This window comes from Nocardiopsis sp. EMB25 (genome assembly GCF_026797795.1).
In the GTDB taxonomy this organism is placed as follows: Bacteria; Actinomycetota; Actinomycetes; order Streptosporangiales; family Streptosporangiaceae; genus Nocardiopsis; species Nocardiopsis lucentensis.
Window position 1 is genome coordinate 1,104,414 of sequence record NZ_JAMTDN010000001.1, and the last position, 24,265, is coordinate 1,128,678.

A 24,265-nucleotide genomic window follows, 5' to 3' on the forward strand; every position below is an offset into this window, starting at 1 on the left:
GTGTGCCGGGAGCCTCCGAAGGGCTGGTGAAGTCGTGGTCTCCGGTCGACACGGAGGTTACTTTCTCATTACGTCGGGTCATCCGCTACCACTGTGACCTGGTCATACGCAAGGTCGATAAATGAGGCCTTCGACACTCCCCGAACGTGGGAGGTTAGGAATTGGGCAGGGGTAGGTAGGCTCCCGAGTAGTCGTCCTTCTCATAGGGAGGTGGCGGACGTGGCCGAGCGCGACGACGAGCGTCAGAGCGACCAGGACCGTGAAGTCGCTGAACTCACGGCCCAGGTCTCCTACATGGAAAAGGAACTCAGCGTGGTTCGGCGTAAGCTCGCTGATTCGCCCCGACATGTACGCCTGCTTGAGGAACGGTTGAGGGAGGCTCAGGCCAACCTCGCCGCGGCCAATGGCCAGAACGAACGACTCGTCTCCACACTCAAGGAGGCCCGGGAGCAGATCGTCGCTCTGAAGGAGGAGGTCGACCGGTTGGCCCAGCCGCCGTCCGGTTTCGGCGTCTACCTGGGGTCGCGTGAGGACGAGACGGTCGAGATCTTCACCAACGGCCGCAAGATGCGGGTCAACGTGAGCCCCTCGGTGGACCTGGACGCGTTGCGCCCGGGCCAGGAGGTCATGCTCAACGAGGCGTTCAACGTCGTCGAGGTGGAGTCCTTCGAGACCGTCGGCGAGGTCGTCATGCTCAAGGAGCTGTTGGATGACGGCGAACGGGCTCTGGTGATCTCGCACCACGATGAGGAGCGAATCGTCCGGCTGGCGGACCCGTTGCGTGACGAGCCGGTGCGGCCGGGGGACTCGCTGCTGCTGGAACCGCGGTCGGGGTACGTGTACGAGCGGATCCCCAAGTCGGAGGTCGAGGAGCTCATCCTCGAGGAGGTCCCGGACATCGCCTACACCGACATCGGTGGGTTGTCGGGGCAGATCGAGATGATCCGCGACGCGGTCGAGTTGCCCTACCTGTACAAGGATCTGTTCTACGAGCACCAGCTGCGGCCGCCCAAGGGCGTGCTGCTGTACGGGCCGCCCGGATGCGGTAAGACGCTCATCGCCAAGGCGGTGGCCAACTCGCTGGCCAAACAGGTGGCCGAGCGGACCGGTCGCGACGTCGGCAAGAGTTTCTTCCTCAACATCAAGGGCCCGGAGCTGCTCAACAAGTACGTGGGTGAGACCGAGCGGCACATCCGCCTGGTCTTCCAGCGTGCGCGGGAGAAGGCCTCCGAGGGCACGCCGGTGATCGTGTTCTTCGACGAGATGGACTCGATCTTCCGGACGCGTGGTTCGGGTGTGTCCTCCGACGTGGAGAACACGATCGTGCCGCAGCTGCTGAGTGAGATCGACGGTGTCGAGGGGCTGGAGAACGTCATCGTCATCGGCGCCTCCAACCGCGAGGACATGATCGACCCGGCGATCCTGCGGCCCGGCCGACTGGACGTCAAGATCAAGATCGAGCGGCCCGACGCGGAGGCGGCCCGCGACATCTTCGGCAAGTACATCACCGCGGACCTGCCGCTGCACGACGAGGACATGGCCGAACACGGCGGTTCGGCCAAGGCCACGGTGGACGCGATGATCCAGCGGGTCGTGGAGCGGATGTACACCGAGGGTGAGGAGAACCGGTTCCTGGAGGTCACCTACGCCAACGGGGACAAGGAGGTCCTGTACTTCAAGGACTTCAACTCCGGCGCGATGATCGAGAACATCGTCTCCAGGGCCAAGAAGATGGCCATCAAGGACTTCATCGACAACAAGTCCAAGGGCATCCGGGTGTCGCACCTGATGCAGGCCTGCGTCGACGAGTTCAGCGAGAACGAGGACCTGCCCAACACGACCAACCCCGATGACTGGGCTCGGATCTCCGGTAAGAAGGGTGAGCGGATCGTCTACATCCGCACCCTGGTGACCGGGAAGAAGGGCGCGGACTCGGGTCGGAGCATCGACACGGTGCCCAACACGGGCCAGTACCTGTAACGACGCGTCCGCGGGACGTGTGGCGGGGCCGACCGGATCTTCCGGTCGGCCCCTCTTTTTCGTCGGTCCGCCCTAGCGGCGCGGTGCGGCTCGGTCGTCTTCCGCCGACGTCGTCTGCGGCCAGTGCAGGTCGAAGGCGGGGCGGTCGCTGCGCACGCGTGGCAGGGAGGTGAAGTTGTGGCGGGGCGGCGGGCACGTGGTCGCCCACTCCAGGGAGTTGCCGTGTCCCCACGGGTCGTCGCTGTCCACGCGCTCCGAGTGTCGGGCGGAGTACCACACGTTGTGGAGGAACAGCAGGGTCGAGGCTCCCAGGAGGAAGGAGCCGACGCTGGACAGGATGTGCATCCAGGTGAATCCGTCGGTGGGCAGGTAGTCGGCGTAGCGGCGCGGCATCCCCCGCACGCCCAGGTAGTGCTGGATCGCGAAGGTCATGTGGAAGCTCAGGAACAGGACCACGAAGTGCCATCTGCCGATCGTCTCGTTGAGTCTGTGGCCGGTGAACTTGGGCCACCAGAAGTAGAACCCGGCGAACATGGCGAACACGACCGTGCCGAAGAGCACGTAGTGGAAGTGGCCCACGACGAAGTAGGTGTCGGTGACGTGGAAGTCCAGCGGGGGTGAGGCGAGGACCACCCCGGTGAGTCCACCGAACAGGAACGTCGACAGGAAACCGATCGCGAACAGCATGGGTGCGGGGAAGGTGAGCTGTCCGCGCCACATCGTCCCGATCCAGTTGAAGAACTTGATGCCGGTGGGCACGGCGATGAGGAAGGACAGGAAGGAGAAGAAGGGCAGCAGCACCGCGCCGGTGGCGAACATGTGATGCGCCCACACCGTCATCGACAGCACCGTGATGGCCACGGTCGCCGCCACCATGCTCTTGTATCCGAAGACCGGTTTGCGGGAGAACACCGGAATGACCTCGGTGATGATGCCGAAGAACGGCAGCGCCACGATGTAGACCTCGGGGTGGCCGAAGAACCAGAACAGGTGCTGCCACAGGATCGCTCCGCCGTGCTGCGGGTCGTACACGTGGGTGCCGACGATCCGGTCGGCCGCCAGAGCGCTCAGCGCCGCGGTGAGCACCGGGAACGCGAGCAGGACCATCACCGAGGTGAGCAGGATGTTCCAGGTGAAGATGGGCATCCGGAACATGGTCATCCCGGGTGCGCGCATGATCAGGATCGTGGCCATGAAGTTGACCGAGGCCAGGATCGTGCCCAGGCCGCTGACGAGGAGTCCCATCACCCACAGGTCGCCGCCCAGGCCCGGTGAGCTCACGGAGTCCGACAGCGGGGTGTAGGCGAACCAGCCGAAACTCGCCGCGCCTCCCCTCGTGAGGAAGCCGCCCATGACGATCAGGCCGCCGAACAGGAACAGCCAGAAACCGAGCATGTTCAGCCGGGGGAAGGCCACGTCCGGGGCGCCGATCTGCAGGGGCACCAGCACGTTGCCGAAGCCGACGAAGAGCGGTGTCGCGAACAGCAGCATCATCATGGTGCCGTGCACGGTGAACAGTTGGTTGTACTGGTCGGTGGTGACGATCTGCATGCCCGGCCACAGGAGTTCGGCTCGGATGAGCATCGCCATGACCCCCGCGGCGACGAAGAAGCCGAAGGAGGCGGCGATGTAGAGGTAGCCGACCACCTTGTGGTCGGTCGAGGACAGCCACGGGGTGACGAGCCCGCCCGGAGGTCGGGAGTCCACCGTGGCCGCTGATGCGCTGGGCTCCGTTCCCTCACGGGGCTGTGTCACCGGGACTCCTCTGGGTGGCGGGTTCGGTGGACCACTTTAGGTCATGGAATAATTACTCTCAGCGTCCATCGTGTCGGTGTCCCGGATCGCCGGGCCGGAGGGGGTTGCGGCTCCGCGCGGGACCGCTCCCGCGTCGACACGAAGCGGGAAACGCCCGAGAATGACGGCACTTGGGCCACAATTGGCGCGGAAGCGTTCAAGACCGGGCCGTGGCGGATAACCTCTCATCATGAGTGTGCGGCGGATTATGGGTATCGAGACCGAGTACGGGATCTCCGTGCCAGGCAACCCCGGGGCCAACGCGATGGTGACCTCCACCCAGGTGGTCAACGCCTACCTGGCCGCCTCGGCGGCGCGGGCGCGGCGCGCCCGGTGGGACTTTGAGGAGGAGAACCCGCTGCGGGACGCGCGCGGGTTCGACCTGGCGCGGGAGGTGGCCGACCCGACGCAGCTCACCGACGAGGACCTGGGGTTGGCCAACGTCATCCTCACCAACGGTGCCCGGTTGTACGTCGACCACGCCCACCCCGAGTACTCCGCGCCCGAGGTCACCAACCCGCGTGACGCGGTCTTGTGGGACAAGGCCGGGGAGCGGGTGATGGCGGACGCGGCGGCGCGGGCGGGCGCGACGCCGGGGATCGACCCGATCCAGTTGTACAAGAACAACACCGACAACAAGGGCGCCTCCTACGGGTGCCACGAGAATTACCTGATGGATCGGTCGACGCCGTTCGGTGACATCGTGCGGCACCTGATCCCGTTCTTCGTGTCGCGGCAGGTGGTGTGCGGGGCGGGCAAGGTCGGGCTTGGCGCGGACGGCCAGGGGACGGGTTTCCAGCTCTCCCAGCGCGCGGACTTCTTCGAGGTCGAGGTGGGCCTGGAGACGACGTTGAAGCGTCCCATCATCAACACTCGGGACGAGCCGCACGCCGACCCCGACCGGTACCGGCGCCTGCACGTCATCATCGGTGACGCCAACATGAGCGAGATCTCCACGTACCTGAAGCTGGGGACGACGGCGCTGGTGCTGGCGATGGTGGAGGACCGGTTCATCAGTGTGGACCTGTCGTTGGAGACTCCCGTGGCGGATCTGCGGGCGATCTCGCACGACCCGGGGCTGACCCACCGGGTCCGGTTGCGTGACGGGCGGCGGATGACGGCCCTGGAGCTGCAGGCGGAGTACCTGGACCAGGCGCGTAAGTACGTGGAGGACCGGTTCGGGACGGACGTGGACCCGGACACGGCCGACATCCTGGACCGGTGGGAGTCGGTGCTGAACCGTCTGGGCAACGACCCCATGGACCTGGCCACGGAGCTGGACTGGGTGGCCAAGCTCAAGGTGTTGGAGGGGTACCGGTCACGGGACGGGCTGGACTGGTCGCACCCGCGGCTCCAGCTGGTGGACCTGCAGTACTCGGACGTGCGCGCGGACAAGGGCATCTACAACCGGCTCGTGGCGCGGGGCCGGATGCGGCGGCTGCTGGAGGAGCCGGAGGTGACGCGGGCGATCACGGAGCCGCCGGAGGACACGCGGGCCTACTTCCGGGGTCGGTGCCTGGCCAAGTACGCGGACGAGGTGGCGGCGGCCTCGTGGGACTCGGTCATCTTCGATCTGCCGGGGTACGACTCGCTCCAGAGGGTGCCCACGTTGGAGCCCCGCAGGGGGACGAAGGAGCACGTGGGCACGCTGCTGGACAACGCGCCCACGGCCGCCGACCTGGTCGCCGTCCTCACGGGCGGGCGCGGCTGATCCGGGACCGGCCCGGGGCGGCGTGTGCCGCCGGGCCGGACGCCGGTTCTCCTCGTGGGCGCGGGGTGGCGCTCAGGGTGTGTCCAACGGGTGTCCGGTGGTGGTGTCGACGTGGTCGGGGACGTCCTCGTGGCGGTCGCCCACCGAGAGCGTTCCGGTGCGCTCGAACATGAGGATCGACGCGCCCTCGGCCGACTCCGGTCGGTGCTCCGTCCCCCGGGGCACCACGAACAGTTCGCCGCGTTCGAGGTCGACCACGCGCTCCGGCGTGTCCGCGTCGTGGCGCGTCCTGATCCGCAGTCGGCCGTCCAGGACCAGGAAGAACTCGTCGGTGTCGTCGTGGGCGTGCCACACGTGTTCGCCCCGGACCTTGGCGACGCGTACGTCGTGGTCGTCGACACGGGTGAGGACGCGCGGGCTCCACAGCTGGTCGAAGGAGGCCAGGGCGGTGCGCAGGTTGACGGGTTGCTCGCTCATGCCGCCATCCTGGCGTGCGCGGTGCGGTCCGGTAAGTGCTAGGAATAGCACATGCCGCAAGAATCCTCGCACCATGTCGTCCTCATCGTCGACGAGGGCACCAATCCGTTCGAGATGGGTGTGGCCACTGAGCTGTTCGGGCTGCGCCGACCCGAGATCGACCGCCCGTGGTACCGGCTCACCGTCTGCTCGCCGGTGTCGGAGATCGCCGTCCACCGGGGCCTGTTCAGCATGTCGGACATGGCCGGGCTCGAGGCGGTCGCCGAGGCCGACACCGTCATCGTGCCCAACCGCCCGGATCCGTGGGTGCCGCCCCGGGGGGAGGTGGTCGACGCGGTCCGCGAGGCGGGGCGGCGGGGAGCCCGCCTGGTCAGCTTCTGCACGGGCACCTTCACGTTGGCCGCGACGGGGCTGCTGGACGGCCGCCGGGCGACCACGCACTGGCGGCACGAGGAGCTGTCCGCCCGGCTCCATCCCCGTGTCCGGTTGGAGAGGGACGTGCTGTTCGCGGACGAGGGCGACGTGCTCACGGCGGCGGGCAGCGCCGCGGCGCTGGATCTGGGTCTGCATCTGGTCCGACGCGATCACGGGGCCGAGACGGCCAACACCGTGAGCCGGCGGTTGGTCTTCGCGGCCCACCGTGAGGGCGGCCAGCGCCAGTTCGTGCGCCACCCCCTGCCTCCCCGGAGGGACACGTCGCTGGCCCCCGTCCTCGACTGGGCGCGCGAGCGGTTGGGGCAGCGGCTGACCGTCGCCGACCTGGCGGCGCGTGCGGCGGTCAGCCCGGCGACACTGCACCGGAGGTTTCGCGCCGAGGTCGGCACGACGCCCCTGGAGTGGCTGCGCTCAGAGCGGGCCCTGTTGGCCTGCCGTCTCATCGAACGGGGCGGGACGGGCCTGGAGGCGGTCGCCCGGACGAGCGGTCTGGGCACGACGAGCAACCTGCGTGCCGTGGTGCGCGCGTACACGGGGGTGAGTCCGTCCGTGTACCGCGCGCGTTTCGGGCCGGGGGACGGTCAGCCGTCGGCGGCGGTGAGTTCGCGGGGGCGGCACTCGGCGCAGTCGGATCTGCACGCCGTGCCGTAGTTGTTCATCGACATCGACTGACAGCGCGCGCACACCAGGCGTTTCCCGCCGGGCGGGACGTGCTGCCACTGGTGCCGGCCCCGTCGGCAGATGCCGGACGGTCCGATCGTCGTCTCCTCGCGCGTGGGCATGGTGGAACGGTAGCGGAGGCGCGTGTACGGGCACCAGTGCCCGCCCGGGAGCGGCGGCCGGTTCACGGTGTCAGGTGTGCCAGGTGCCGTCGTGGCAGGGCATCGGTTCCAGGTTGAGGGCGGTCCACAGCTCGAGCCGGGTACGGGCCTCCGCCAGGCCGCGTCCCAAGACCCGTTCGGCGACGCGCAGTCGTGCGCGCAGTGTGTTGCGGTGCACCCCCAGCTCGCGTGCGGTCGCCTCCACCTGGGCGCCCTGGTCGAGGTAGTGGCGCAGGGTGTGGACGAGTTCGGTGCCGTGCCGGGCGTCGTGGTCGCGTAGCGCCCCCAGGACGGCCTGTTCGAAGGCGTGCGCGCCTTCGGGCGGGACCGCGGAGCGCAGGAGTTCCCACGCGCCGGTGTCGTCGACGTGCCGGTATCCCTCGGTGGCGGCCTGGCGCGCCCGGTCCAGCGCTGAGGGCAGGTCGGCGGGTCCGCGCGCTCCGCAGGCGCCCGCCCCGTGGGGGCCGTTGGAAGGGTCGCGCAGCGCCGACCAGAGGCGTTCGCCGTGGCGTGGCCGCGGGGTGCGGGGGAGGACGGCGGCGACGGCGCCGCCGACGGTGCACAGTCCGGCCCGGTGCGCGGCGTCGGTGTCGCCGAGGACGTCGACCAGGGCGTCGGCCGCGCGGTCCGCCAGCGTCTCGGGTTCGGCGCTGGGCAGGTACACCACCTCCCAGGGCGGGTCGGGAAGGGTGAGCAGGTCGGGTCGCGGGCCGGGGGCGCCGGTGAGGGCCGCGCGCAGCAGCGGTGCGCGTTCGTGGTGCCGGATCCTGCGGGTCTGCCGGGAGTGCAGGAGGTCCACGGCCAGCAGGGAGGCGGCGTCGTTGGCGAGCATCCGGGTGTGCGGGGAGACCGGTGTGGGGCTGCGGAGGGCGAGCCAGCCCAGGGCGCGACCGGTGGTGCCCAGGCTCTGGAGGAGGATCGAGGCCTCGCCGTCCGCGAGGACGGTCATGCCCCGGGGGCGTCGTGCGCGGTCGAGCGCGGATGCTCGGACGCGTGCGTGCCAAGGGGGCTCGGTGCGCGGTACCGCCGCGGTGGTCATGCCGTTGCGGTCCAGGAGCAGGGTGTGGCCGTGGGTGGCGGCGGCGAGTTCGGTCAGGACGCCGGAGGGGCCGGTGCGCAGCGCGGCGCGCGCCATGGCGTCCTGGGCGGCCAGGACCCGGTCCTGTTCGCGGGTGCGTTCGGCGGCGTGGTGTTCGGCCACGGTCTCGACGACGGCGATGAAGGGGGTGTCGCCCTCCACCTGGAGTACGGGGAGGCCGAGGCGGTCGCCCTCGGCCAGGATCTCGGGTGGGGCTCCGTGGTTTCGGGTGTCGACGGCCACGGCCAGTGCCACGCATCCGGCGCGGTGGAGGCGGTGCAGGTAGGCGCGTCGCTGGTCGGGGGTGGTGCCGAAGCCCATGCCCGCGGTGAGGACGAGTTCGCCGCCGCGCAGCCAGCGCACGGGGTCGTGGAGTTCGGTGACGTGGGCCCACCGGATGGGTCGGTCGAGTCCGCGATGTCCGGCGACCGCCCGTACCTCCAGGACGGGGTCCGCGGTGATGTCGCGGGGGGTGATCGTCATGGCTACCTCCTGGGGTGTGCGCCTCGCACATTTGTCACAGGGTGCCATGTGCCTAGTGACCCGGCGTGTGGTGGCGGGGAGTGTTTACCGTCTCCTTGACACACCCGCTCTGGCCAGCGGCGGCACCCGAGGGTCCGTCCGGAGCCCGGAACGTACACGGAGGATCCATGGCAGACCGGACATCCCCCACGGTCGCGCGTCCAGCGCGCGCGGCCGTCGCCGCGTTCGTCGGGACCACGATCGAGTGGTTCGACTTCTACGTCTACGCGACGGCGGCCGGCCTGGTCTTCGGCACGCTGTTCTTTCCCGGCGACATCGACCCCGTGGTGGGTCTGATGGCGTCGTTCGCGACCTTCGCCGTGGGGTTCTTCGCCCGCCCGCTCGGAGGTGTGGTCTTCGGACACTTCGGTGACCGGTTGGGGCGCAAGTCGGCGCTGGTGACCACGCTGCTGATGATGGGTGTGGCCACGTTCTGCGTCGGGCTGCTGCCCACCTACGCGCAGGTGGGGTTCGTCGCGCCGCTGCTGCTGGTGGTGTTGCGCTTCGTTCAGGGCATCGCCGTGGGCGGCGAGTGGGGCGGCGCGGTCCTCATGGCGGTCGAGTCCGCCCCCGAGGAGCGCAAGACCTTCTACGGGTCCTTCGCCCAGCTCGGCAACCCGGCGGGCGCGCTCCTGGCGACCGGGTCGTTCGGCCTCATCACCGCCTGGGACTCCGACCTGCTGTACACCTGGGGCTGGCGGCTGCCGTTCCTGGCCTCCTGCCTGCTGGTCCTGGTCGGTCTGGTGGTCCGCCTCAAGGTGGAGGAGTCGCCGGTGTTCGAGGCGGCGCGCGAGAACCGGGCCGCCGAGCCCGAGGGGCCGCCGCTGCGTGAGACCCTGCGCACCTCCTGGCGCGCGGTGCTGCTGGGGATCGGTGTCCTGCCGGTCGCCGTCGGCGGCTACTACGTCGTCACCACCTTCCTCCAGGCCTACGGCGTCACCGAGGCGGGCATCAGTGAGCAGCTCATCCTCAGCGGCCTGACCCTGGCCGCGTTCGTGGAGCTGTTCGCGACCCTGGCCACGGCGTGGCTGGGCGACCGCTTCGGCACGGCCCGGATCGTGACGGTCGGACTCGCGGCGGTGGCGGTGCTGGCGTTGCCGCAGTTCCTGGTCCTGGAGACCGGGAGCGCCGTGCTGATCGTGCTGATGCTGTGCCTGATGCGGGTGGCGATGGCCGCGGTCTACGGGCCGATCGCGCGCGTGCTCGCGCAGATGTACCCGCCGCGCGTGCGTTACACCGGCATCTCGGTGTCCTACCAGGTCGCCGGTGCGCTGTTCGGCGGTCTGTCGCCGCTGGCCTGCACCGCCCTGTTCGCCCTGACCGGGAGCATCCTGTCCGTGGCCGTCCTGTTGGTCGTCATGGCCCTGGTGAGCATCGCCTGCCTGTCCCGGGCGCCCCGGCACAGCGACGCCGAGACCCTTCCCGTCTGAGCCCGCGACCTTCCATGACCGTCGTCGGGCCAGAACGGTCCGGCCACCCCCACACCACGACGAGGAGCACCGCACCCGTGTCCGCTCTGATCATTCACAACGCCACCGTCCTGACGATGGACGACGCCAATCCCCGAGCCGAGGCCGTGGCCGTGCGCGACGGGCGGATCCTGCTGGCGGGGACCGTCGACCGGGTGCGCGCGGCGGCCGGTCCGGGCGCGGAGGAGGTGGACGCGGGCGGCCGTACCGTCATCCCCGGGTTCATCGACCCGCACAACCACCTGTTGTCGACGGCCGAGTCGCTGGCCGCGGTGGACGCGCGCTACCCGCGGGTGGGCAGTGCCGCCGACCTGGTCGCGGTGATCGCGCGGGAGGCGGCGCGCACCCCCGCGGGGCAGTGGATCCGGGCGTTCTCCATGGACGACGCCAAGTACCCGGGCGGCCGCCCCACGCGCCGTCATCTGGACGAGGCCACCAGCGAACACCCGGTGATCGTCTACCACGTGTCCGGCCATCAGGCCGTGGTCAACTCGGCCGCGCTGGCGTGGAGCGGGATCGGCGAGGACGTGTCGGATCCCGAGGGTGGTTCGTTCGTGCGCGACGAGGGCGGCCGGCTGACCGGGATGGTGCTGGACTCGGCGATGGAGCTGCTGCTGCCGCTGGCGGTCGACATCGGCTGTCACGGGCCCAACTTCCACACCGACCTGCCCTCCGAGCACCTGCTGGACTGGCTGGCCGACGCGGCGGGGCCCTACCTGTCAGCGGGTGTGACCACGGTGTGCGACCCACAGGTGTCGGCACGTGAGCTGCGGGTCTACCGGGCGGCCCGGGCGGCGGGGACGCTACCGCTGCGCACGTTCGGCATGCCGCTGTCCCACCAGTTGGACGCGCTGACCCAGGCCGGGCTGGCCAGCCCCTTCGGTGACGACTGGCTGCGGCTGACCGGCATGAAGTTCTACTCCGACGGGACGCTGCTGGGCGGCACCGCGAAGTTCACGGTTCCCTACGGGGAGCGGGGTGAGTTCGCGGGCAGTCTCTACCACCACCCCGACCAGTTGGCGGACCTGGTGTCGAGGGCGGCCCGGGAGGGGTGGCAGGTCGCCGTCCACACGCAGGGCGACGCGGCCATGGAGCACACGCTGGCGGCGATCGCCTCGGCCGCGCGGGTGTCGGGTCCGGACCCGCGTCCGCGTGTGGAGCACTGCGGGTACCCCACTCCCGAGCAGGCCAAGCGGTTCACCGAATACGGGGTGATCCCGGTCAACCAGCCCAACTTCCTGCACGACAGCGGCGGTGACTTCCTGCGCCGCCTGGGGGATCGGGCGCACCGGCTCCAGCCGATGCGGGAGGAGATCGACCTGGGGCTGCGTCCGGTGCTGTCCAGCGACTCCTTCGTCTCCAGCCTGCGTCCGATGGACACCGTGGCCAACGCGGTGTGCCGCACCACGCGGGAAGGGGCGCGGATCGGGGTGGAGCAGGCCGTCACGCTGCACGAGGCGCTGCGGGCGCACACTCTGGACGCCGCCCACGCCGTGGGGATGGAGGACCGGTTGGGTGCGCTGCGGCCCGGCTACCTGGCCGACGTGGTGGTGTTGGACCGGGACGTGGAGGCGCTGCCGAACGACCGGCTGCGTGAGGTGGGTGCCTGGCTGACCGTCCTGGACGGGCGGATCGCGCACCGGGCGGAGGGGGAGGCGGCCTCCTCGGCCTGACCCCGTGCTCGCTCCCGCCCCGGTTCGAACGGGGGTGTCCCCGCCCGCGCAGCTGCGCGGACGGGGACACCTGGGGGAGGGGGTGGGGTTCTAGCTGGTGCGCAGTCGCACGCCCCAGGCGCTCTCCACCGGGTCCACCTCCTGGTAGAAGGTGGTGCCACCGCTGCTGCAGTTGCCGGAGCCGCCGGAGGTCATGCCCTGGGCCTGCGTTCCGGAGATGAAGGAGCCTCCGGAGTCGCCGGGCTCGGCGCACACGTTGGTACGGGTCAGGTAGTAGACGGTGCCCTGCGGGTACCGGACGGTCTGGTTGCGGGCCTGGATGGTGCCGCAGTGCCAACCGGTGGTGGAACCGGAACGGCAGATGGACGAGCCGATCGGGGCGGCGTTGCTGCCCGTCACGGTCTGGTAGCCGCTGTAGCGGTAGACGAGGTTGTACAGCGTGAAGTTGGACGTGCCTCGGACGAAGGCGGCGTCGTTGCCGGGGAACACGGAGCGCTCGAAGGTGCCGCGGCCGTTGCCGATGGTGACGCCGGTGCCGACGGTGCCGCAGTGGCCCGCCGTGACGAAGCCCGGCTGACCGGAGCTGTTGGTGGCGGGGAAGCCGACCGAGCAGCGGCCGCCCGAGCTCATGTAGTAGGCCAGGCCGCCGATGATGTTGGCGTAGGTCTGAGGCTGTTCGGAGACCTCCTGGACCTCGATGACCGCCGGGTCGACGCCCGTGCCCTCGACGATGGAGTCGACGTCGACGTCGGAGCCCTCGACCACCTCGACGACCACGCTGTCGCTGGTGACGTCGGGGTACCAGCCCACGACCTCGCTGCCGGCGTCGGTGGCGTTGAGGTCCTCGACGATGTCGGCCAGACCGTCGGAGCCGTGGGAGACGACCTCGGCGGCGGCTCCGGTGGCCTCCACGGCCTCGACCGCGTCGACGTCGGTCACCAGGACGGTGAGTTCGTGGGTTTCGGTGTCGAAGAGCGAACCGCCGTAGGCCGCACCGGCCGCTTCGGTGGCCTCCTCGTCGAGGTCGATGGCCTCTTCCTGTGCCTCGAAGAGTTCCTCGGCCTCGAACGGGGTGAGGTCGAGATCCCTCTCCATGGCTTCGAGCATGGTGGTGGCCTCGTCGTCGGGGACGGGGGCCTGGGGGGTGGGTACGGTTCCGGCGTTCACGCCCGGGGCCATGGTGATGACCAGTCCGAAGGCGAGGGCGCCGGTTCCTAGGGCGGAGATAACGGGGGAGGGTCGCATTGATCCCTACTCTCCTGGGGGGATGGACGGGGGAAGGGGCGATCCGTGGGGAGGGCCGCCCCGAACAGGGGGCGAAGGGGGTTCGCCGCCCTGTCGTTCACCGAGACACTCAGTAAACGATTTCACACGATAAGTGGGCAAATTGGCGAAGAAAAGACCCTCTTGCCGTGAAACCATTCAAGGTCATGTGGGATGAGCCGATGACCATCTGAATGGTCGTGGCTACGCGTAGTCGCCATGCGTGCGACCTTGGCTTTCCGCGTTTCCACGGTTGCGCAGGGTGATCGTCCTGTTGGTGCAAGGGGAGTTTTTTGGCCGGATTCGGCCAATTCATCCCTGGGTCGTTCGTCATCCTGACGTCACGCGGACGCAACACGCGAGGTGGGGGAGGTGTCTTGTGTCCGACGGTGTCCGTGGTGAGCCGTGTCCAGGAGGGTTCTGGGGGAATGCGGTCGGTGCGCCTGTCCCGGGGTGGTAGTGAGGCTTCCGCGGGCGGCGGGCCGGTCCGTGCCCGGGCACGGGGGACGATCCGAGGTAACTAGCGAGTATCGGGCATCGGGAAGGGGGTTGAGCCGCTCGTCGTTGGGCCAAGATAAGGGCGAGAGCCCCGAACGGGAGGTAGCCAGCCATGGCGACGAAGGACACCGGCGGCCAGAAGCACGCATCGCGCCGCGAGGCCGAGGTCGAGGAGACCGAGGCCACAACGGACGTCCAGGACAAGAAGGACCAGCTGGACGAGGAGGTCGACGACATTCTCGACGAGATCGACGACGTGCTGGAGAGCAACGCCGAGGACTTCGTTCGGCAGTTCGTGCAAAAGGGCGGCCAGTAGGCGTCCCGCGGCGGTTCGCTGACAGCGCACTCGGGCGCCGCCGGCGCCGCCGCGCGCACGACTAGGGTCGATTCCATCGGCCGGGGACACTGTCCGGCCACCGACAACGAGAGACCAGTCGTCCCACCCGCCCCCACGACGGGGTGGGACGCCAGTGGAGGGAGTCGCGTGTTCGAAGGGTTCGAGGGCGGACGGTTGCCCGCCGCGTTCATGAGTGCGGGAACCTCGTCCTTCACCGAGTTCGTCCGATCGGTCAGCCCTGAGCTGTTGCCCGGACACCACCTGCCCTCAGGTGAGGGGACCGAGCACCTCACGCCCGACGCGACGACCATCGTCGCCCTGACCTTCCCCGGGGGCGTGGTGTTGGCCGGTGACCGGCGGGCCACCCAGGGCAATGTCATCGCCAACCGGGACATGGAGAAGCTGTTCCGCACGGATGAGTTCTCCGCGGTCGCCATCGCCGGGTCCGCCGGCATCGGGATCGAGTTGGCCCGCCTCTACCAGGTGGAACTGGAGCACTACGAGAAGATGGAGGGCCGGGTGCTCTCCCTGGAGGGTAAGGCGAACAAGCTCGCGCAGATGGTGCGGGGCAACCTGGGCATGGCCATGCAGGGTTTCGTCGTCGTCCCCCTGCTGGTCGGCTACGACGAGAACACGGGCACCGGGCGCGTGTTCAGCTACGACGCGGTGGGCGGCCGCTACGAGGAGCACCGCCACCACTCCATCGGTTCGGGGTCGGTCTACGCCCGCGGGTCGATCAAGAAGCTCTACAAGGACGACCTGGACGAGACCGGCACGATCAAGGTGGCCCTGGAGGCCCTCTACGACGCCGCCGACGACGACTCCGCCACCGGTGGACCCGACCTGCACCGCAAGATCTTCCCCCTCGTCGACGTCATCACCGAGGACGGACACCGCCGAGTCCCCACCGACGACGTCGCCGCCCTGGCGACGGAGGTGGTCGAGGGCCGGGCCGCCCACCCCGACGGTCCGACCGTGACATTGCGCTGATCCGGCCTGACGACCCCACCACGACCTCTCACGACTAGGTAAGGAACGATCCGCGGTGTCGATGCCGTTCTACGTCGCCCCCGAACAGCAGATGAAGGACAAGGCGGACTACGCGCGCAAGGGCATCGCGCGCGGCCGCAGCGCCGTCGTCCTGCAGTACGAGGGCGGGATCCTCATGGTCGCGGACAACATGTCGCGCACCCTGCACAAGATCAGCGAACTCTACGACCGCATCGGTTTCGCGGCGGTCGGCCGCTACCCGGAGTTCGAGAACCTGCGCCTGATGGGCGTGCGGTTCGCGGACGTACGCGGCTACCAGTACGACCGCCGCGACGTCAGCGGGCGCCAGCTCGCCAACATCTACGCCCAGACCCTGGGCACCGTGTTCAGCGAGAGCCTCAAGCCGTGGGAGGTGGAGATCGTCGTGGCCGAGGTCGGTGACACCGCCGCCGAGGACGAGATCTACCGCATCACCTTCGACGGTTCGATCGTCGACGAGCGCGGGTTCGTCGCGGTGGGCGGCTCCTCCGAGAACGTCGCCACGGTGCTCAAGGAGCGGTTCGTCGCCGACGCGCCGCTCAGCGCGGCCCTGCACACGGCCACGCGCGCCCTGGCCCGGGAGAACGGCGAGGAACGCGAACTGGAGGCGGGCAACCTCGAGGTGGCGGTCCTGGAGCGGGCCCGCCAGCACCGGAAGTTCCGGCGCGTCCACGGCCGACGCCTGACCGCCCTCCTGGAGGAGGGCCGGGCGGGCGGCGACGGGGCCGCGGGCGCCTCCTCCGGAGCGGCGGGGGCGTCGGGTGGCGGCTCGAACAGTGACGGTGACTCCAGCGGGGACCAGGCCGACGAGTGACCTGAGAGACGATCGCGGTGCGGCGCGCCGGACGCGCCGCACCGGCCGGGTGGGTGTGGACGGCGCGGCCCCGTCGTCCGCACCCCGGTGACGGGAAGTTGGTGAGGCCGCGTGGAACGACGGATCTTCGGTCTGGAGAACGAGTACGGAGTCACGTGCACCTTCCGGGGGCAGCGCCGACTGTCGCCCGACGAGGTCGCCCGGTACCTGTTCCGAAGGGTGGTCTCGTGGGGGCGCAGCAGCAACGTGTTCCTGCGCAACGGCGCCCGGCTGTACCTGGACGTGGGTAGTCACCCCGAGTACGCGACTCCCGAGTGCGACAGCCTCGCGGACCTGGTGGCCCACGACAAGGCGGGCGAGCGCATCCTGGAGGGGTTGCAGGTCGACGCCGAACAGCGCCTGCACGAGGAGGGCATCGCAGGGGACATCTACCTGTTCAAGAACAACACCGACTCGGCGGGCAACTCCTACGGCTGCCACGAGAACTACCTGGTGGGTAGGCACGGAGAGTTCGGCCGGCTGGCCGACGTGCTGATCCCCTTCCTCGTCACCCGGCAGATCATCTGCGGGGCGGGCAAGGTCCTGCAGACCCCGCGCGGCGCCCTGTTCTGCGTCAGTCAGCGCGCCGAACACATCTGGGAGGGCGTGTCCTCGGCGACCACGCGCTCGCGCCCGATCATCAACACCCGGGACGAGCCGCACGCCGACGCCGAACGCTTCCGCAGACTGCACGTCATCGTCGGCGACTCCAACATGAGCGAGACCACCACGCTGCTGAAGCTGGGCTCGACCGACCTGGTGCTGCGGATGATCGAGGCCGGGGTGGTGATGCGCGACTACACCCTGGAGAACCCGATCCGGGCGATCCGGGAGGTCAGCCACGACATGACCGGTCGGCGCAAGGTGCGGCTGGCCAACGGGCGCGAGGCCAGTGCGCTGGAGATCCAGCGCGAGTACCTGGAGAAGGTGCAGGGGTACGTCGACCGGCACGGGACCGACGCCGTGGGTAAGCGGGTGCTGGAGCTGTGGCAGCGCACGATCGAGGCGGTCGAGACGCAGAACCTGGAGCTGGTGTCGCGGGAGATCGACTGGGTCGCCAAGTACCTGCTGCTGGAGCGCTACAGGGACAAGCACGACCTGTCGCTGTCCTCGCCGCGCGTGGCCCAGCTGGACCTGACCTACCACGACATCCACCGCGACCGCGGACTGTTCTACCTGATGCAGAACCGCGGGCAGATGGATCGGGTGGTGGGGGATCTGAAGATCTTCGAGGCCAAGTCGGTGCCGCCGCAGACGACGCGGGCCCGGTTGCGCGGTGAGTTCATCCGCCGTGCCCAGGAGCAGCGACGTGACTTCACCGTCGACTGGGTGCACCTGAAGCTCAACGACCAGGCACAGCGCACCGTTCTGTGCAAGGACCCGTTCAAGTCCGTCGACGAACGGGTGGAGAAGCTCATCGCCGGGATGTGAGCGTCGCGGCTTCCGCCCGGGGAGGTCGGGGTGACTCCGGACGGGGCCGCGGCGCCCGGCCGGGTTCTCGGGGATGGCCGCACGCCGACCATTCGGTAGTGTGACCCTGTCCTGAGCCCGAAACCAGAGGTTGTGACCCATGCACCGACGTGCTGCCGCCCTCGCGGTGCCACTGACCGCCCTCACCCTGGCGGTCTCCAGCTGCGGATCCATCCCCGAGGAGTGGCGCACGCCCGCCTTCCTCCGGATGGGCGAGGAGCAGCTCGACCCCCGGATCCCGGACGTCACCGGGGAGGTCGGGGAGGAGCCCGAGATCACCTTCCCCGACGTCGGGCTCCCGGACGAGGAGATCTCCGGGGTGGTCGCCACGGGCTCGGGCGAGGACGAGCTGGTGCGCGCCGACGACCTCCTCGTCGCCAACGTGGTCCAGTACCAGTGGACCGCTCCGGGCGAGGGCGAGCTGGTGGAGGGCCAGTCCAGCTACGAGACCGGTGCGCCCGACCTCATCCGGATGAACCAGATGCCCGAGTACATCACCGACTCGCTGGTCAACCAGTCCGTCGGCAGCCGGGTCGTGTACGTGTTCCCGCCGCTGTCCGAGGAGGAGGCGGCGCAGGCCGAGGCGGCGGGGCAGGAGACCCCCGAGGGCGCCAGCGTGCTGGTGCTGGACGTGATGGAGCGGTTCGGCAACGGGTCGCTCGTCCCCGGTGAGCAGACCACCGACGGCGGTGACGGCCTGCCGACGGTCACGCAGGACGAGGTGAGCGCGCCGGTGATCGAGATCCCCGACACCGACCCGCCCGAGGAGCTGACGGTCGAGCACCTCATCGAGGGGACGGGCCCCGAGGTCGAGGAGGGGCAGCAGGTCGTCGTCCAGTACACCGGCATCCGCTGGGAGGCGGAGGAGGACGGCACCCACGAGCCCTTCGACTCCACGTGGAGCCGGGCCGGCGAGCCCTTCGACGCGACCCTCGCCGAGGGCAGCCTCATCGAGGGCTGGGTCGAGGGCATGGTCGGCGAGCGCGTGGGCAGTCGTCTGCTGCTGGTGATCCCCGGGGACCTGGCCTACGGGGAGACCGCGGAGGAGGCCGGTGGCGGCCCCGCCGGAACGCTGGTGTTCGTGGTGGACCTGCTGGGCGCCTACGACAACCCGCCGCCCGCGGAGGAGATCGAGGACGAGGGGTCGGCCGAGGGCGAGGAGGGCTCCGAGGAGGAGGCCTCGCCTGAGGAGGAGGCGTCTCCCGGGGACGAGCCGTCGGAGGAGCCCTCCGACGGCGAGGAGTAGACGGGCCGAGCCTCGGCCGTCGTGTCCGGGAGCCCCCGCGCGGATCCGCGCGGGGGCTCCCCGCTTCGTATGTGCCGGACTCCGCCCGCCCGCGGGGCGGGTGGCGTCGGCGCCGGGGTCAGTCTCGCGCTTGGCTCCCGTAGGGCGCCGCGCGCACCAGGGTCACGCCGATGGTCGCTCCGTGCGGGGAGGCGAACGTGCGCCGTTCGCCCTGTCGGGCCCCCACCAAGGTCGCGCCCAGGGGAGACTCGGGGGAGTAGACGGTCAACCGGTTCGACACCGACGCGTCCCGCACTCCCAGGAGGAAGGTCTCCGACTCCCCCTCGCCGTCGTAGCGGATCGTGAGCACCTTCCCGGGCTCGGCCACCCCGTCGTCGGCGGTGCTCCGGCCCACCACGGCCTCGCGCAGCAGCCGCTCGATCTTGTGCACGCGGGCCTGGCGCACGGCCGGGTCGTCGATGTAGCGCGGCGCGGGGACCGTCTCCAGCGCGCCTCCGTCCTCACCGGGGGTCTCCTCGGGGGCCGAGGTCAGCACCCGCAACTCCTCCCGGAGTCGCTCGTAGGCCTCCAAGGGCATCCAATCGTGGGCGGTCTTCGGCATCGGTCGATGGTCCTTTCAGGGCACAGCACTCAAGGGCCGCGACACGGCTTGCGGTCCGTGTTCGGCGGCATCACTGCTCACCAGGAGTCTGGCCGTACGGAGACCACCCATGATTGTCCTGTTCAGACAATATGGCGTGAGATCTTTGTCGTGATCCGACAGCAAGAGGGGAGCGGGCGTGATCAACCTCGACCGGCTCGTCAACGTCCTCGGCGGCTACGGCGCCCGGTTCGTCGGGCCTGAGTCGCTGCGCGAGAGCGAACTGCGCAGCGTCGCCGTGCACGATCCCACCGACGACGTCCCGCCCCCGGGTGATGCCTTCCTCGCGGTGGGCGTGGGCTCGGCGGAGGAGGCCGTGGGTCTCGGCGGGCGGGCCCGCGCCACGGTCGTCCTGGTCAGGGGAGACATCGAACCGGACCCCGAGGGGCTGGCCACGCTGCGTGAGCGGGGGATCGCCCTGGTGGTCGTCGACCCCGCCGTCTCCTGGAGTCAGATCTCCGGCATCGTCTACGGCCTGGTGTTGGAGGGCCGCGAGACCGAATCCGGGCGGGGCCCCAGCGACCTGTTCGCCCTCGCCGACACCATCGCGGCGGCGGTCGGCGGCCCCGTCACCATCGAGGACCGTGCCTCGCGCGTGGTCGCCTACTCCGAGGCCCAAGGCGGGACGGACCGGGCCCGTCGCGACACCCTCGTCAGCCGGCGGGTGCCGCGGCCCCTCGGTGAACGGCTCGAACGCGATGGTGTGTTCGCTCGGCTGGCCACCGTCAACGGCCCCCTCCACGTCGCCGCCCTGCCCGAGTACGGGATGGGCGGGCGCACCGCCGTTCCGGTCCGGGTCGGCCGTGAGCTCCTCGGCTCCCTGTGGGTGGTCAGCGACGATCCCCTGGACGCCGACCGCGTACGCGCGCTCAACGAGGGCGCGCACACGGTCGGCCTGCACATGCTCCGCGCCAGGGTCAGCAGCGACCTGGAACGGCAGGTGGAGTCGGAGTCGGTCATCGAACTGCTGGAGGGGGCTTCCGACGCGGTGTCCGTGGCCGGCCGGATCGGCCTGCTCTCCCCGGAGCTGAGGGTGGTGGCCCTCCGAACTCGGGCCGCCGAGGAGAGTGACGCCGCCATCCTGCACGTGTTCGAGCACGTCACGACGGGTTTCGGGTGGTCGCGCCCGGGGCGCAGCACCCTGTTCGGCACCACGGTGTACACGGTGCTGCCCTGCGGGGAGGACCCCGCCCCGGCGCTGGCCTGGGTGCGTGGTGTCCTGCGCGGACTGCCCGGGCGCCTGGAGGTCGTGGCGGGGGTGGGCGGTGCGGCCGACGCCGCCGGTGTGCCCGTCAGCAGACAGGAGGCCGACGAGTGTCTGGCCCTGTGGCCGGGCGGCGGGCCCGGCCCGGTGGTCTACGACCATGCCTGGGACGCGATCCTGCTGCGCCGTCTGCGCACGGCGGCTGAGGCGGGCCGGTTGCCCGCCCGCAATCCGGTGGTGCGGTTGGTGCGCCACGACGCCGAGCACGGCACGGAGTACGCGCGCACCCTGCGGGCCTGGCTGTACGCCCACGGGGATCTGGGGGTGGCCGCCGAACGCCTGGAGCTGCACCCCAACACCGTGCGCTACCGGATGCGCCGGATGCGCGGGGTCTGCGACCTGGGTCTGGACGATCCGGCCGCGCGGGTGGCGATGACCGTCGCCCTGGCCGCCCTGGTCGACGAGGCCTGAGCGGTCCCCTCGCGTCTACCCGCCGGACCCCCTCCGCCCACGGGACAGGAGGAGTCGGCGGCGGTCGCGTTCGATCCGGGTGATGGTGACGGTGACCGGGTCTCCCACCCGGACCGCCTCGTCGGGTGTCCGGACGGGAGGGTGGGTGGGTTGGTCGAGGGGGACTAAGCCCTCGACGCCGTCCGCGACGCGTACGAAGGCTCCGATGGGTGCGAGTTTGGTGACCCTCCCGGCCACGGTCGTCCCCTCGGGGACGGTGTCGGCGAACTCCTGGAAGGGGTCCGGGACCAGCGCCTTGAGCGAGATGACCGCCTCGCCGTTGCGGGTGTCCGCGTCGAGCAACACCCCGGTGACCCGCTGTCCGGCCTCGGCGACCTCGGACAGTTCATCGAACCGTCGCCAGGTCAGGTCGGGGATCCGGACGAAGCCCACACCCGGGAAGACCGGGTGCGCCGGCCCCTCGTCGAGGTCGACGAACACACCGAACCGCTCGACGCTCGCCACGGTGCCGGAGAGGACCTCGCCTGGGTTCAGGGAGGTCAGGAAGGCCCAGAGTTCGGGGTTCTCGGTGGCGGCGAGGGAGAGGCGGATCCGACCCTGGTCCGGGTCGATGTCGACCACCCTGGCGCTGACGCGTCGTCCGACGCGAACCGCGTTCTCGGAGAAGTCCCGCCAGGACCAGTCGTGGCGCCGGATCTCGGCCGTCGCGCCCGGGGGGAGGCCGTCGAGGCGGACGACGGCCCCGTGGGCCCTGGAGACGTCCGTGACGGTTCCGGACAGAACCTGCCCGATCCGGACATCGGCCAGGGGGCCGGTCGTGACCGGGAGATCTGTCGGTTGGCTCTCGGCGCTCAGCCTCTCACGGAGGCTGCTCAGTGGTTCGTGCGCGTCCTCGTGGTCCGTGGGCTCGTTCACGGCGCCCACCATCCCACAGTCCGGGGCCGTCATGCCCCGCGAAAGGAACACGGGACACGGGCGCGGCGTCGACGCCTTCGGCGCAGACACGCCCGCCCGTCGCCCTCCACCACCCTCAATCGACGCCTTCGGCGCAGACACGCCCTTTTCCACGTCCACTGTGTGTCGGGACCGGGTGCGTAGAGTCGGTGGTATCTGTCCACAGGCGAGGGGGAGCCATGGCAGACCGACGGCGCTACTGCTACGTGTCCGGGTTGCGCCTGGGGGTTCCGGGGCTGGAGGAACTGTGCGCCCAGGGGCGTCCGCCCAGTCTCGTGGTGTCCTACAACGCCGAACTCGCGCACCGCTGCGGCTACGCCGACTTCGACTCGCTCACCCGGCGCCTGGGCCTTCCGCACCTGCGCACCGCTGACATCAACTCCGACGAGGCGCGCGACGCCCTGTCCACACACGGCATCGACCTCATGGTCGTCGCGGGCTGGTCCCAGCTGATCCCCGAACAGCTCCTGGACTCCCTGCCCCTGGGCGGGGTCGGGCTGCACCCCTCCCCGCTACCGGTCGGCCGGGGCCGCGCCCCCATCCCCTGGACCATCCTGAGGGACATGCGTTCCAGCGCCGTCACCCTCTTCCACCTGAACCACGAGGCCGACTCCGGCGACATCGTCGACCAGCTCTGGTTCGACGTCGCCCCCGACGTGACCGCCACCGGACTCTACGACCGTGTCGCACGCCTCCAGGCCGAACTGCTCGTGCGCCACCTGGACGACCTCCTGGACGGTACCGCGCCGCGCCGTCCCCAGACCGGCCACGTGTCCGTGTGGCCCCGTCGGCGCCCCTGCGACGGCCTCCTGGACTTCACGGCCTCCGGGGCCGACGTCGACCGCATGGTGCGCGCGCTCGCCGACCCGTACCCGGGTGCCTTCGCGCGCTTCGGCGGGGCCCACATCACCCTGTGCGGGGGCACCCTGACCGACGCGGTCGTCGGGGGCGCCCCCGGGCAGATCGTCTCCGCCGGCCCCCGTAGGGAGTGGGGGGTCACCTGCGGCGACGGCACGGTGTTCGTTCCGGACGCGCTGCGGGTGGACGAGGGGGTGCGTGCCGAGCCCACGTCGCTGGCGATGTTCCGTCCGGGAGCCTCCTTCGACGTGCCCTCGCCGCACATGCTCACGTCCGCGCGGCCCGGTGCGGTCCCCCACCCGTCACCTGACGGCGACTCGCTCCTGCGCGCCTGACCGCCGACACCGTCGCGGCCCGTCGCGGTCCGGCGCCGCGGCCACCCGTCACCCCTCCAGGAGGGCCGCCGCGTGCCGTCCCGCGGCGGCGGCGCTGAGGAAGGCCGCCCGGTCCTGCTCCAGTCCCCGGCCCATCGTGGACACCTTCACCGGCAGCGCCCGCAGGTGCTCCTCCAGGCCGGTGACGTCCACCTCCACGAGGGTGTGCCGACCGGCCAGCGCGCAGGCCTGGGCGCGCAGGCGTTCCCCGAAGGCCCCCGGCAGCCGGGGCACGACCACGTCCGCTTCGGCCAGGGCCACCCGCCCGTAGGCGGTCAGACTGTGGTGGGACACGCCGCGGTGCCGGTCCCGGGGGTCGGCCTCGCTGATCCGCAGCGACGCCACCGCCCGTCCGTCCAGGGCGGCGACCGCGTTGACCGCCTCGCCGCAGGCCACACCGGAGAACCCCCACGGGGTGCCGGTGCCCAGGTTCCCGGGGCCCTGACACACGACCGCCACGTCGGCCTCCAGCACGTGCCGGGCGGCCAGGAGCCCGGAGTGGACGGTCACGGCCTCCAGGTCGCCGCCGAAGGCCTGCCCGGTGGTCACACACCCCGCCAACAGTCCCTCCTGCCGCAGCACCCCCAGGACCTGGGAGAACGCCGCGGGCAGGGCGCCGCCGTCGAGCATGACGTAGGCGATCCGCGCCTCGGGTCGTGTGGCGCGCACCCCCGCCACGACGGCGGGCAGTGCCGAGTGCAGGTCGGCGGCGACGACGGGCATACCGTCGACTCCCGCGGCCTCGCGCAGGGTCGCGTGGTGGGGGGAGTCCTGTTCGTCGGCGCCCAGGACAGTCGCCTGCAACGGGGTGTAGCGGGCCTTGACCAGGTGTCCGGGGCCGCGGGTGTCGGCGGGCAGGCGGTCGGGAACGGCGATGACCAACGCGTAGCCGCCGGTGCCCAGGCCCAGGTCCAAGGCGCTGGTGTTGAGCAGGACCGTGTCGCCCACCCGGGGGCGTCCGACCAGGTCGGTGTAGGCCAGCGCGCGTCGGGTCACCGTTTCCCGTCCGTCCCCGGTGTCCACGGCCACGACGCACGGGAGCACCCCGGGCCAGGAGGGGAGGAGCTGACGGACTTCACCACGGCGCCACCGGATCATGTTGGGCACG

The 24,265-nt window shown here is 70.5% G+C and carries 19 protein-coding genes; 12 read left to right on the plus strand and 7 right to left on the minus strand.

Translation table 11 applies throughout. The annotated features are described in order from the left end of the window. The first annotated feature begins 210 nt into the window (after window positions 1-210). The gene (arc, locus tag KIK06_RS04790) at window positions 211-1,980 is read left to right on the plus strand and encodes a proteasome ATPase (RefSeq protein WP_268642077.1); all 1,770 of its coding nucleotides are present in this window, start codon (window positions 211-213) and stop codon (window positions 1,978-1,980) included. 72 nt (window positions 1,981-2,052) lie between these two features. On the opposite strand, the gene ctaD is transcribed toward arc, so the two are convergent. Next, window positions 2,053-3,687: an aa3-type cytochrome oxidase subunit I gene (ctaD, locus tag KIK06_RS04795; RefSeq protein WP_268645852.1), complete on the minus strand. Its 1,635-nt coding sequence runs from the start codon at window positions 3,685-3,687 to the stop codon at window positions 2,053-2,055. Between the two features lie 277 nt (window positions 3,688-3,964). Between ctaD and dop the strand changes: the two genes are divergently transcribed. Further along, complete coding sequence (gene dop / locus KIK06_RS04800) at window positions 3,965-5,485, plus strand: depupylase/deamidase Dop (protein ID WP_442789738.1); 1,521 nt, start codon at window positions 3,965-3,967, stop codon at window positions 5,483-5,485. A 72-nt stretch (window positions 5,486-5,557) separates the two neighbouring features. Here dop and KIK06_RS04805 read toward each other — a convergent pair whose 3' ends face one another. Continuing rightward, window positions 5,558-5,962, minus strand: coding sequence for a cupin domain-containing protein (locus KIK06_RS04805; RefSeq protein ID WP_017597431.1), 405 nt, complete (start codon window positions 5,960-5,962; stop codon window positions 5,558-5,560). Window positions 5,963-6,013: 51 nt separating this feature from the next. Between KIK06_RS04805 and KIK06_RS04810 the strand changes: the two genes are divergently transcribed. Further along, a complete protein-coding gene (locus KIK06_RS04810; RefSeq protein ID WP_268642078.1) occupies window positions 6,014-7,048 on the plus strand; it encodes a helix-turn-helix domain-containing protein in 1,035 nt (344 codons plus the stop codon). 201 nt (window positions 7,049-7,249) lie between these two features. Here KIK06_RS04810 and KIK06_RS04815 read toward each other — a convergent pair whose 3' ends face one another. After that, window positions 7,250-8,779 (minus strand): PucR family transcriptional regulator, encoded by a 1,530-nt coding sequence (locus KIK06_RS04815; RefSeq protein ID WP_268642079.1) that lies wholly within the window; start codon window positions 8,777-8,779, stop codon window positions 7,250-7,252. A gap of 167 nt (window positions 8,780-8,946) precedes the next feature. Between KIK06_RS04815 and KIK06_RS04820 the strand changes: the two genes are divergently transcribed. Next, on the plus strand, window positions 8,947-10,248 hold the full coding sequence (locus tag KIK06_RS04820; protein WP_268642080.1) for an MFS transporter: 1,302 nt from the start codon (window positions 8,947-8,949) through the stop codon (window positions 10,246-10,248). A 77-nt stretch (window positions 10,249-10,325) separates the two neighbouring features. Beyond that, complete coding sequence (locus KIK06_RS04825) at window positions 10,326-11,960, plus strand: amidohydrolase (RefSeq protein WP_268642081.1); 1,635 nt, start codon at window positions 10,326-10,328, stop codon at window positions 11,958-11,960. 90 nt (window positions 11,961-12,050) lie between these two features. Here KIK06_RS04825 and KIK06_RS04830 read toward each other — a convergent pair whose 3' ends face one another. Continuing rightward, window positions 12,051-13,205, minus strand: coding sequence for a S1 family peptidase (locus KIK06_RS04830; RefSeq protein WP_268642082.1), 1,155 nt, complete (start codon window positions 13,203-13,205; stop codon window positions 12,051-12,053). Window positions 13,206-13,833: 628 nt separating this feature from the next. Between KIK06_RS04830 and KIK06_RS04835 the strand changes: the two genes are divergently transcribed. The 5 genes from KIK06_RS04835 to KIK06_RS04855 all read left to right on the plus strand — a co-directional run bounded on the left by KIK06_RS04835 (window position 13,834) and on the right by KIK06_RS04855 (window position 18,656). Continuing rightward, the gene (locus KIK06_RS04835) at window positions 13,834-14,037 is read left to right on the plus strand and encodes a ubiquitin-like protein Pup (RefSeq protein ID WP_017597438.1); all 204 of its coding nucleotides are present in this window, start codon (window positions 13,834-13,836) and stop codon (window positions 14,035-14,037) included. A gap of 168 nt (window positions 14,038-14,205) precedes the next feature. Further along, window positions 14,206-15,048 (plus strand): proteasome subunit beta, encoded by an 843-nt coding sequence (gene prcB, locus KIK06_RS04840; protein ID WP_017597439.1) that lies wholly within the window; start codon window positions 14,206-14,208, stop codon window positions 15,046-15,048. A 55-nt stretch (window positions 15,049-15,103) separates the two neighbouring features. Continuing rightward, window positions 15,104-15,901, plus strand: coding sequence for a proteasome subunit alpha (prcA, locus tag KIK06_RS04845; RefSeq protein ID WP_017597440.1), 798 nt, complete (start codon window positions 15,104-15,106; stop codon window positions 15,899-15,901). Window positions 15,902-16,012: 111 nt separating this feature from the next. Next, window positions 16,013-17,371 carry a Pup--protein ligase gene (gene pafA / locus KIK06_RS04850; protein ID WP_268642083.1) on the plus strand — a complete coding sequence of 453 codons (1,359 nt, stop codon included), beginning with the start codon at window positions 16,013-16,015 and terminating at the stop codon, window positions 17,369-17,371. A 139-nt stretch (window positions 17,372-17,510) separates the two neighbouring features. Further along, window positions 17,511-18,656 carry an FKBP-type peptidyl-prolyl cis-trans isomerase gene (locus KIK06_RS04855; RefSeq protein ID WP_268642084.1) on the plus strand — a complete coding sequence of 382 codons (1,146 nt, stop codon included), beginning with the start codon at window positions 17,511-17,513 and terminating at the stop codon, window positions 18,654-18,656. A 118-nt stretch (window positions 18,657-18,774) separates the two neighbouring features. Here the strand turns inward: KIK06_RS04855 and KIK06_RS04860 are convergent, their stop codons facing one another. Then, window positions 18,775-19,257, minus strand: a complete 483-nt coding sequence (locus KIK06_RS04860) for a GreA/GreB family elongation factor (RefSeq protein WP_268642085.1) — start codon at window positions 19,255-19,257, stop codon at window positions 18,775-18,777. A 178-nt stretch (window positions 19,258-19,435) separates the two neighbouring features. Between KIK06_RS04860 and KIK06_RS04865 the strand changes: the two genes are divergently transcribed. Continuing rightward, on the plus strand, window positions 19,436-20,971 hold the full coding sequence (locus KIK06_RS04865) for a PucR family transcriptional regulator (protein WP_268642086.1): 1,536 nt from the start codon (window positions 19,436-19,438) through the stop codon (window positions 20,969-20,971). Window positions 20,972-20,986: 15 nt separating this feature from the next. On the opposite strand, the gene KIK06_RS04870 is transcribed toward KIK06_RS04865, so the two are convergent. Beyond that, window positions 20,987-21,886 (minus strand): S1 RNA-binding domain-containing protein, encoded by a 900-nt coding sequence (locus tag KIK06_RS04870; RefSeq protein WP_268642087.1) that lies wholly within the window; start codon window positions 21,884-21,886, stop codon window positions 20,987-20,989. A gap of 218 nt (window positions 21,887-22,104) precedes the next feature. Between KIK06_RS04870 and KIK06_RS04875 the strand changes: the two genes are divergently transcribed. After that, complete coding sequence (locus KIK06_RS04875) at window positions 22,105-23,118, plus strand: methionyl-tRNA formyltransferase (RefSeq protein ID WP_268642088.1); 1,014 nt, start codon at window positions 22,105-22,107, stop codon at window positions 23,116-23,118. A gap of 48 nt (window positions 23,119-23,166) precedes the next feature. Here the strand turns inward: KIK06_RS04875 and KIK06_RS04880 are convergent, their stop codons facing one another. Further along, window positions 23,167-24,255, minus strand: coding sequence for a DUF3866 family protein (locus KIK06_RS04880; RefSeq protein WP_268645855.1), 1,089 nt, complete (start codon window positions 24,253-24,255; stop codon window positions 23,167-23,169). Window positions 24,256-24,265: the final 10 nt, after the last annotated feature.

What these genes read in the sequence shown, in the direction of transcription:
- KIK06_RS04875 (WP_268642088.1), top strand. Translation starts at nt 22,105, where the DNA reads ATGGCAGACCGACGGCGCTACTGCTACGTGTCCGGGTTGCGCCTGGGG.
- KIK06_RS04830 (WP_268642082.1), bottom strand. Translation starts at nt 13,205, where the DNA reads ATGCGACCCTCCCCCGTTATCTCCGCCCTAGGAACCGGCGCCCTCGCC.
- KIK06_RS04860 (WP_268642085.1), bottom strand. Translation starts at nt 19,257, where the DNA reads ATGCCGAAGACCGCCCACGATTGGATGCCCTTGGAGGCCTACGAGCGA.
- KIK06_RS04805 (WP_017597431.1), bottom strand. Translation starts at nt 5,962, where the DNA reads ATGAGCGAGCAACCCGTCAACCTGCGCACCGCCCTGGCCTCCTTCGAC.
- KIK06_RS04880 (WP_268645855.1), bottom strand. Translation starts at nt 24,255, where the DNA reads ATGATCCGGTGGCGCCGTGGTGAAGTCCGTCAGCTCCTCCCCTCCTGG.
- KIK06_RS04855 (WP_268642084.1), top strand. Translation starts at nt 17,511, where the DNA reads ATGCACCGACGTGCTGCCGCCCTCGCGGTGCCACTGACCGCCCTCACC.
- KIK06_RS04810 (WP_268642078.1), top strand. Translation starts at nt 6,014, where the DNA reads ATGCCGCAAGAATCCTCGCACCATGTCGTCCTCATCGTCGACGAGGGC.
- KIK06_RS04820 (WP_268642080.1), top strand. Translation starts at nt 8,947, where the DNA reads ATGGCAGACCGGACATCCCCCACGGTCGCGCGTCCAGCGCGCGCGGCC.
- KIK06_RS04815 (WP_268642079.1), bottom strand. Translation starts at nt 8,779, where the DNA reads ATGACGATCACCCCCCGCGACATCACCGCGGACCCCGTCCTGGAGGTA.
- dop (WP_442789738.1), top strand. Translation starts at nt 3,965, where the DNA reads ATGAGTGTGCGGCGGATTATGGGTATCGAGACCGAGTACGGGATCTCC.
- KIK06_RS04835 (WP_017597438.1), top strand. Translation starts at nt 13,834, where the DNA reads ATGGCGACGAAGGACACCGGCGGCCAGAAGCACGCATCGCGCCGCGAG.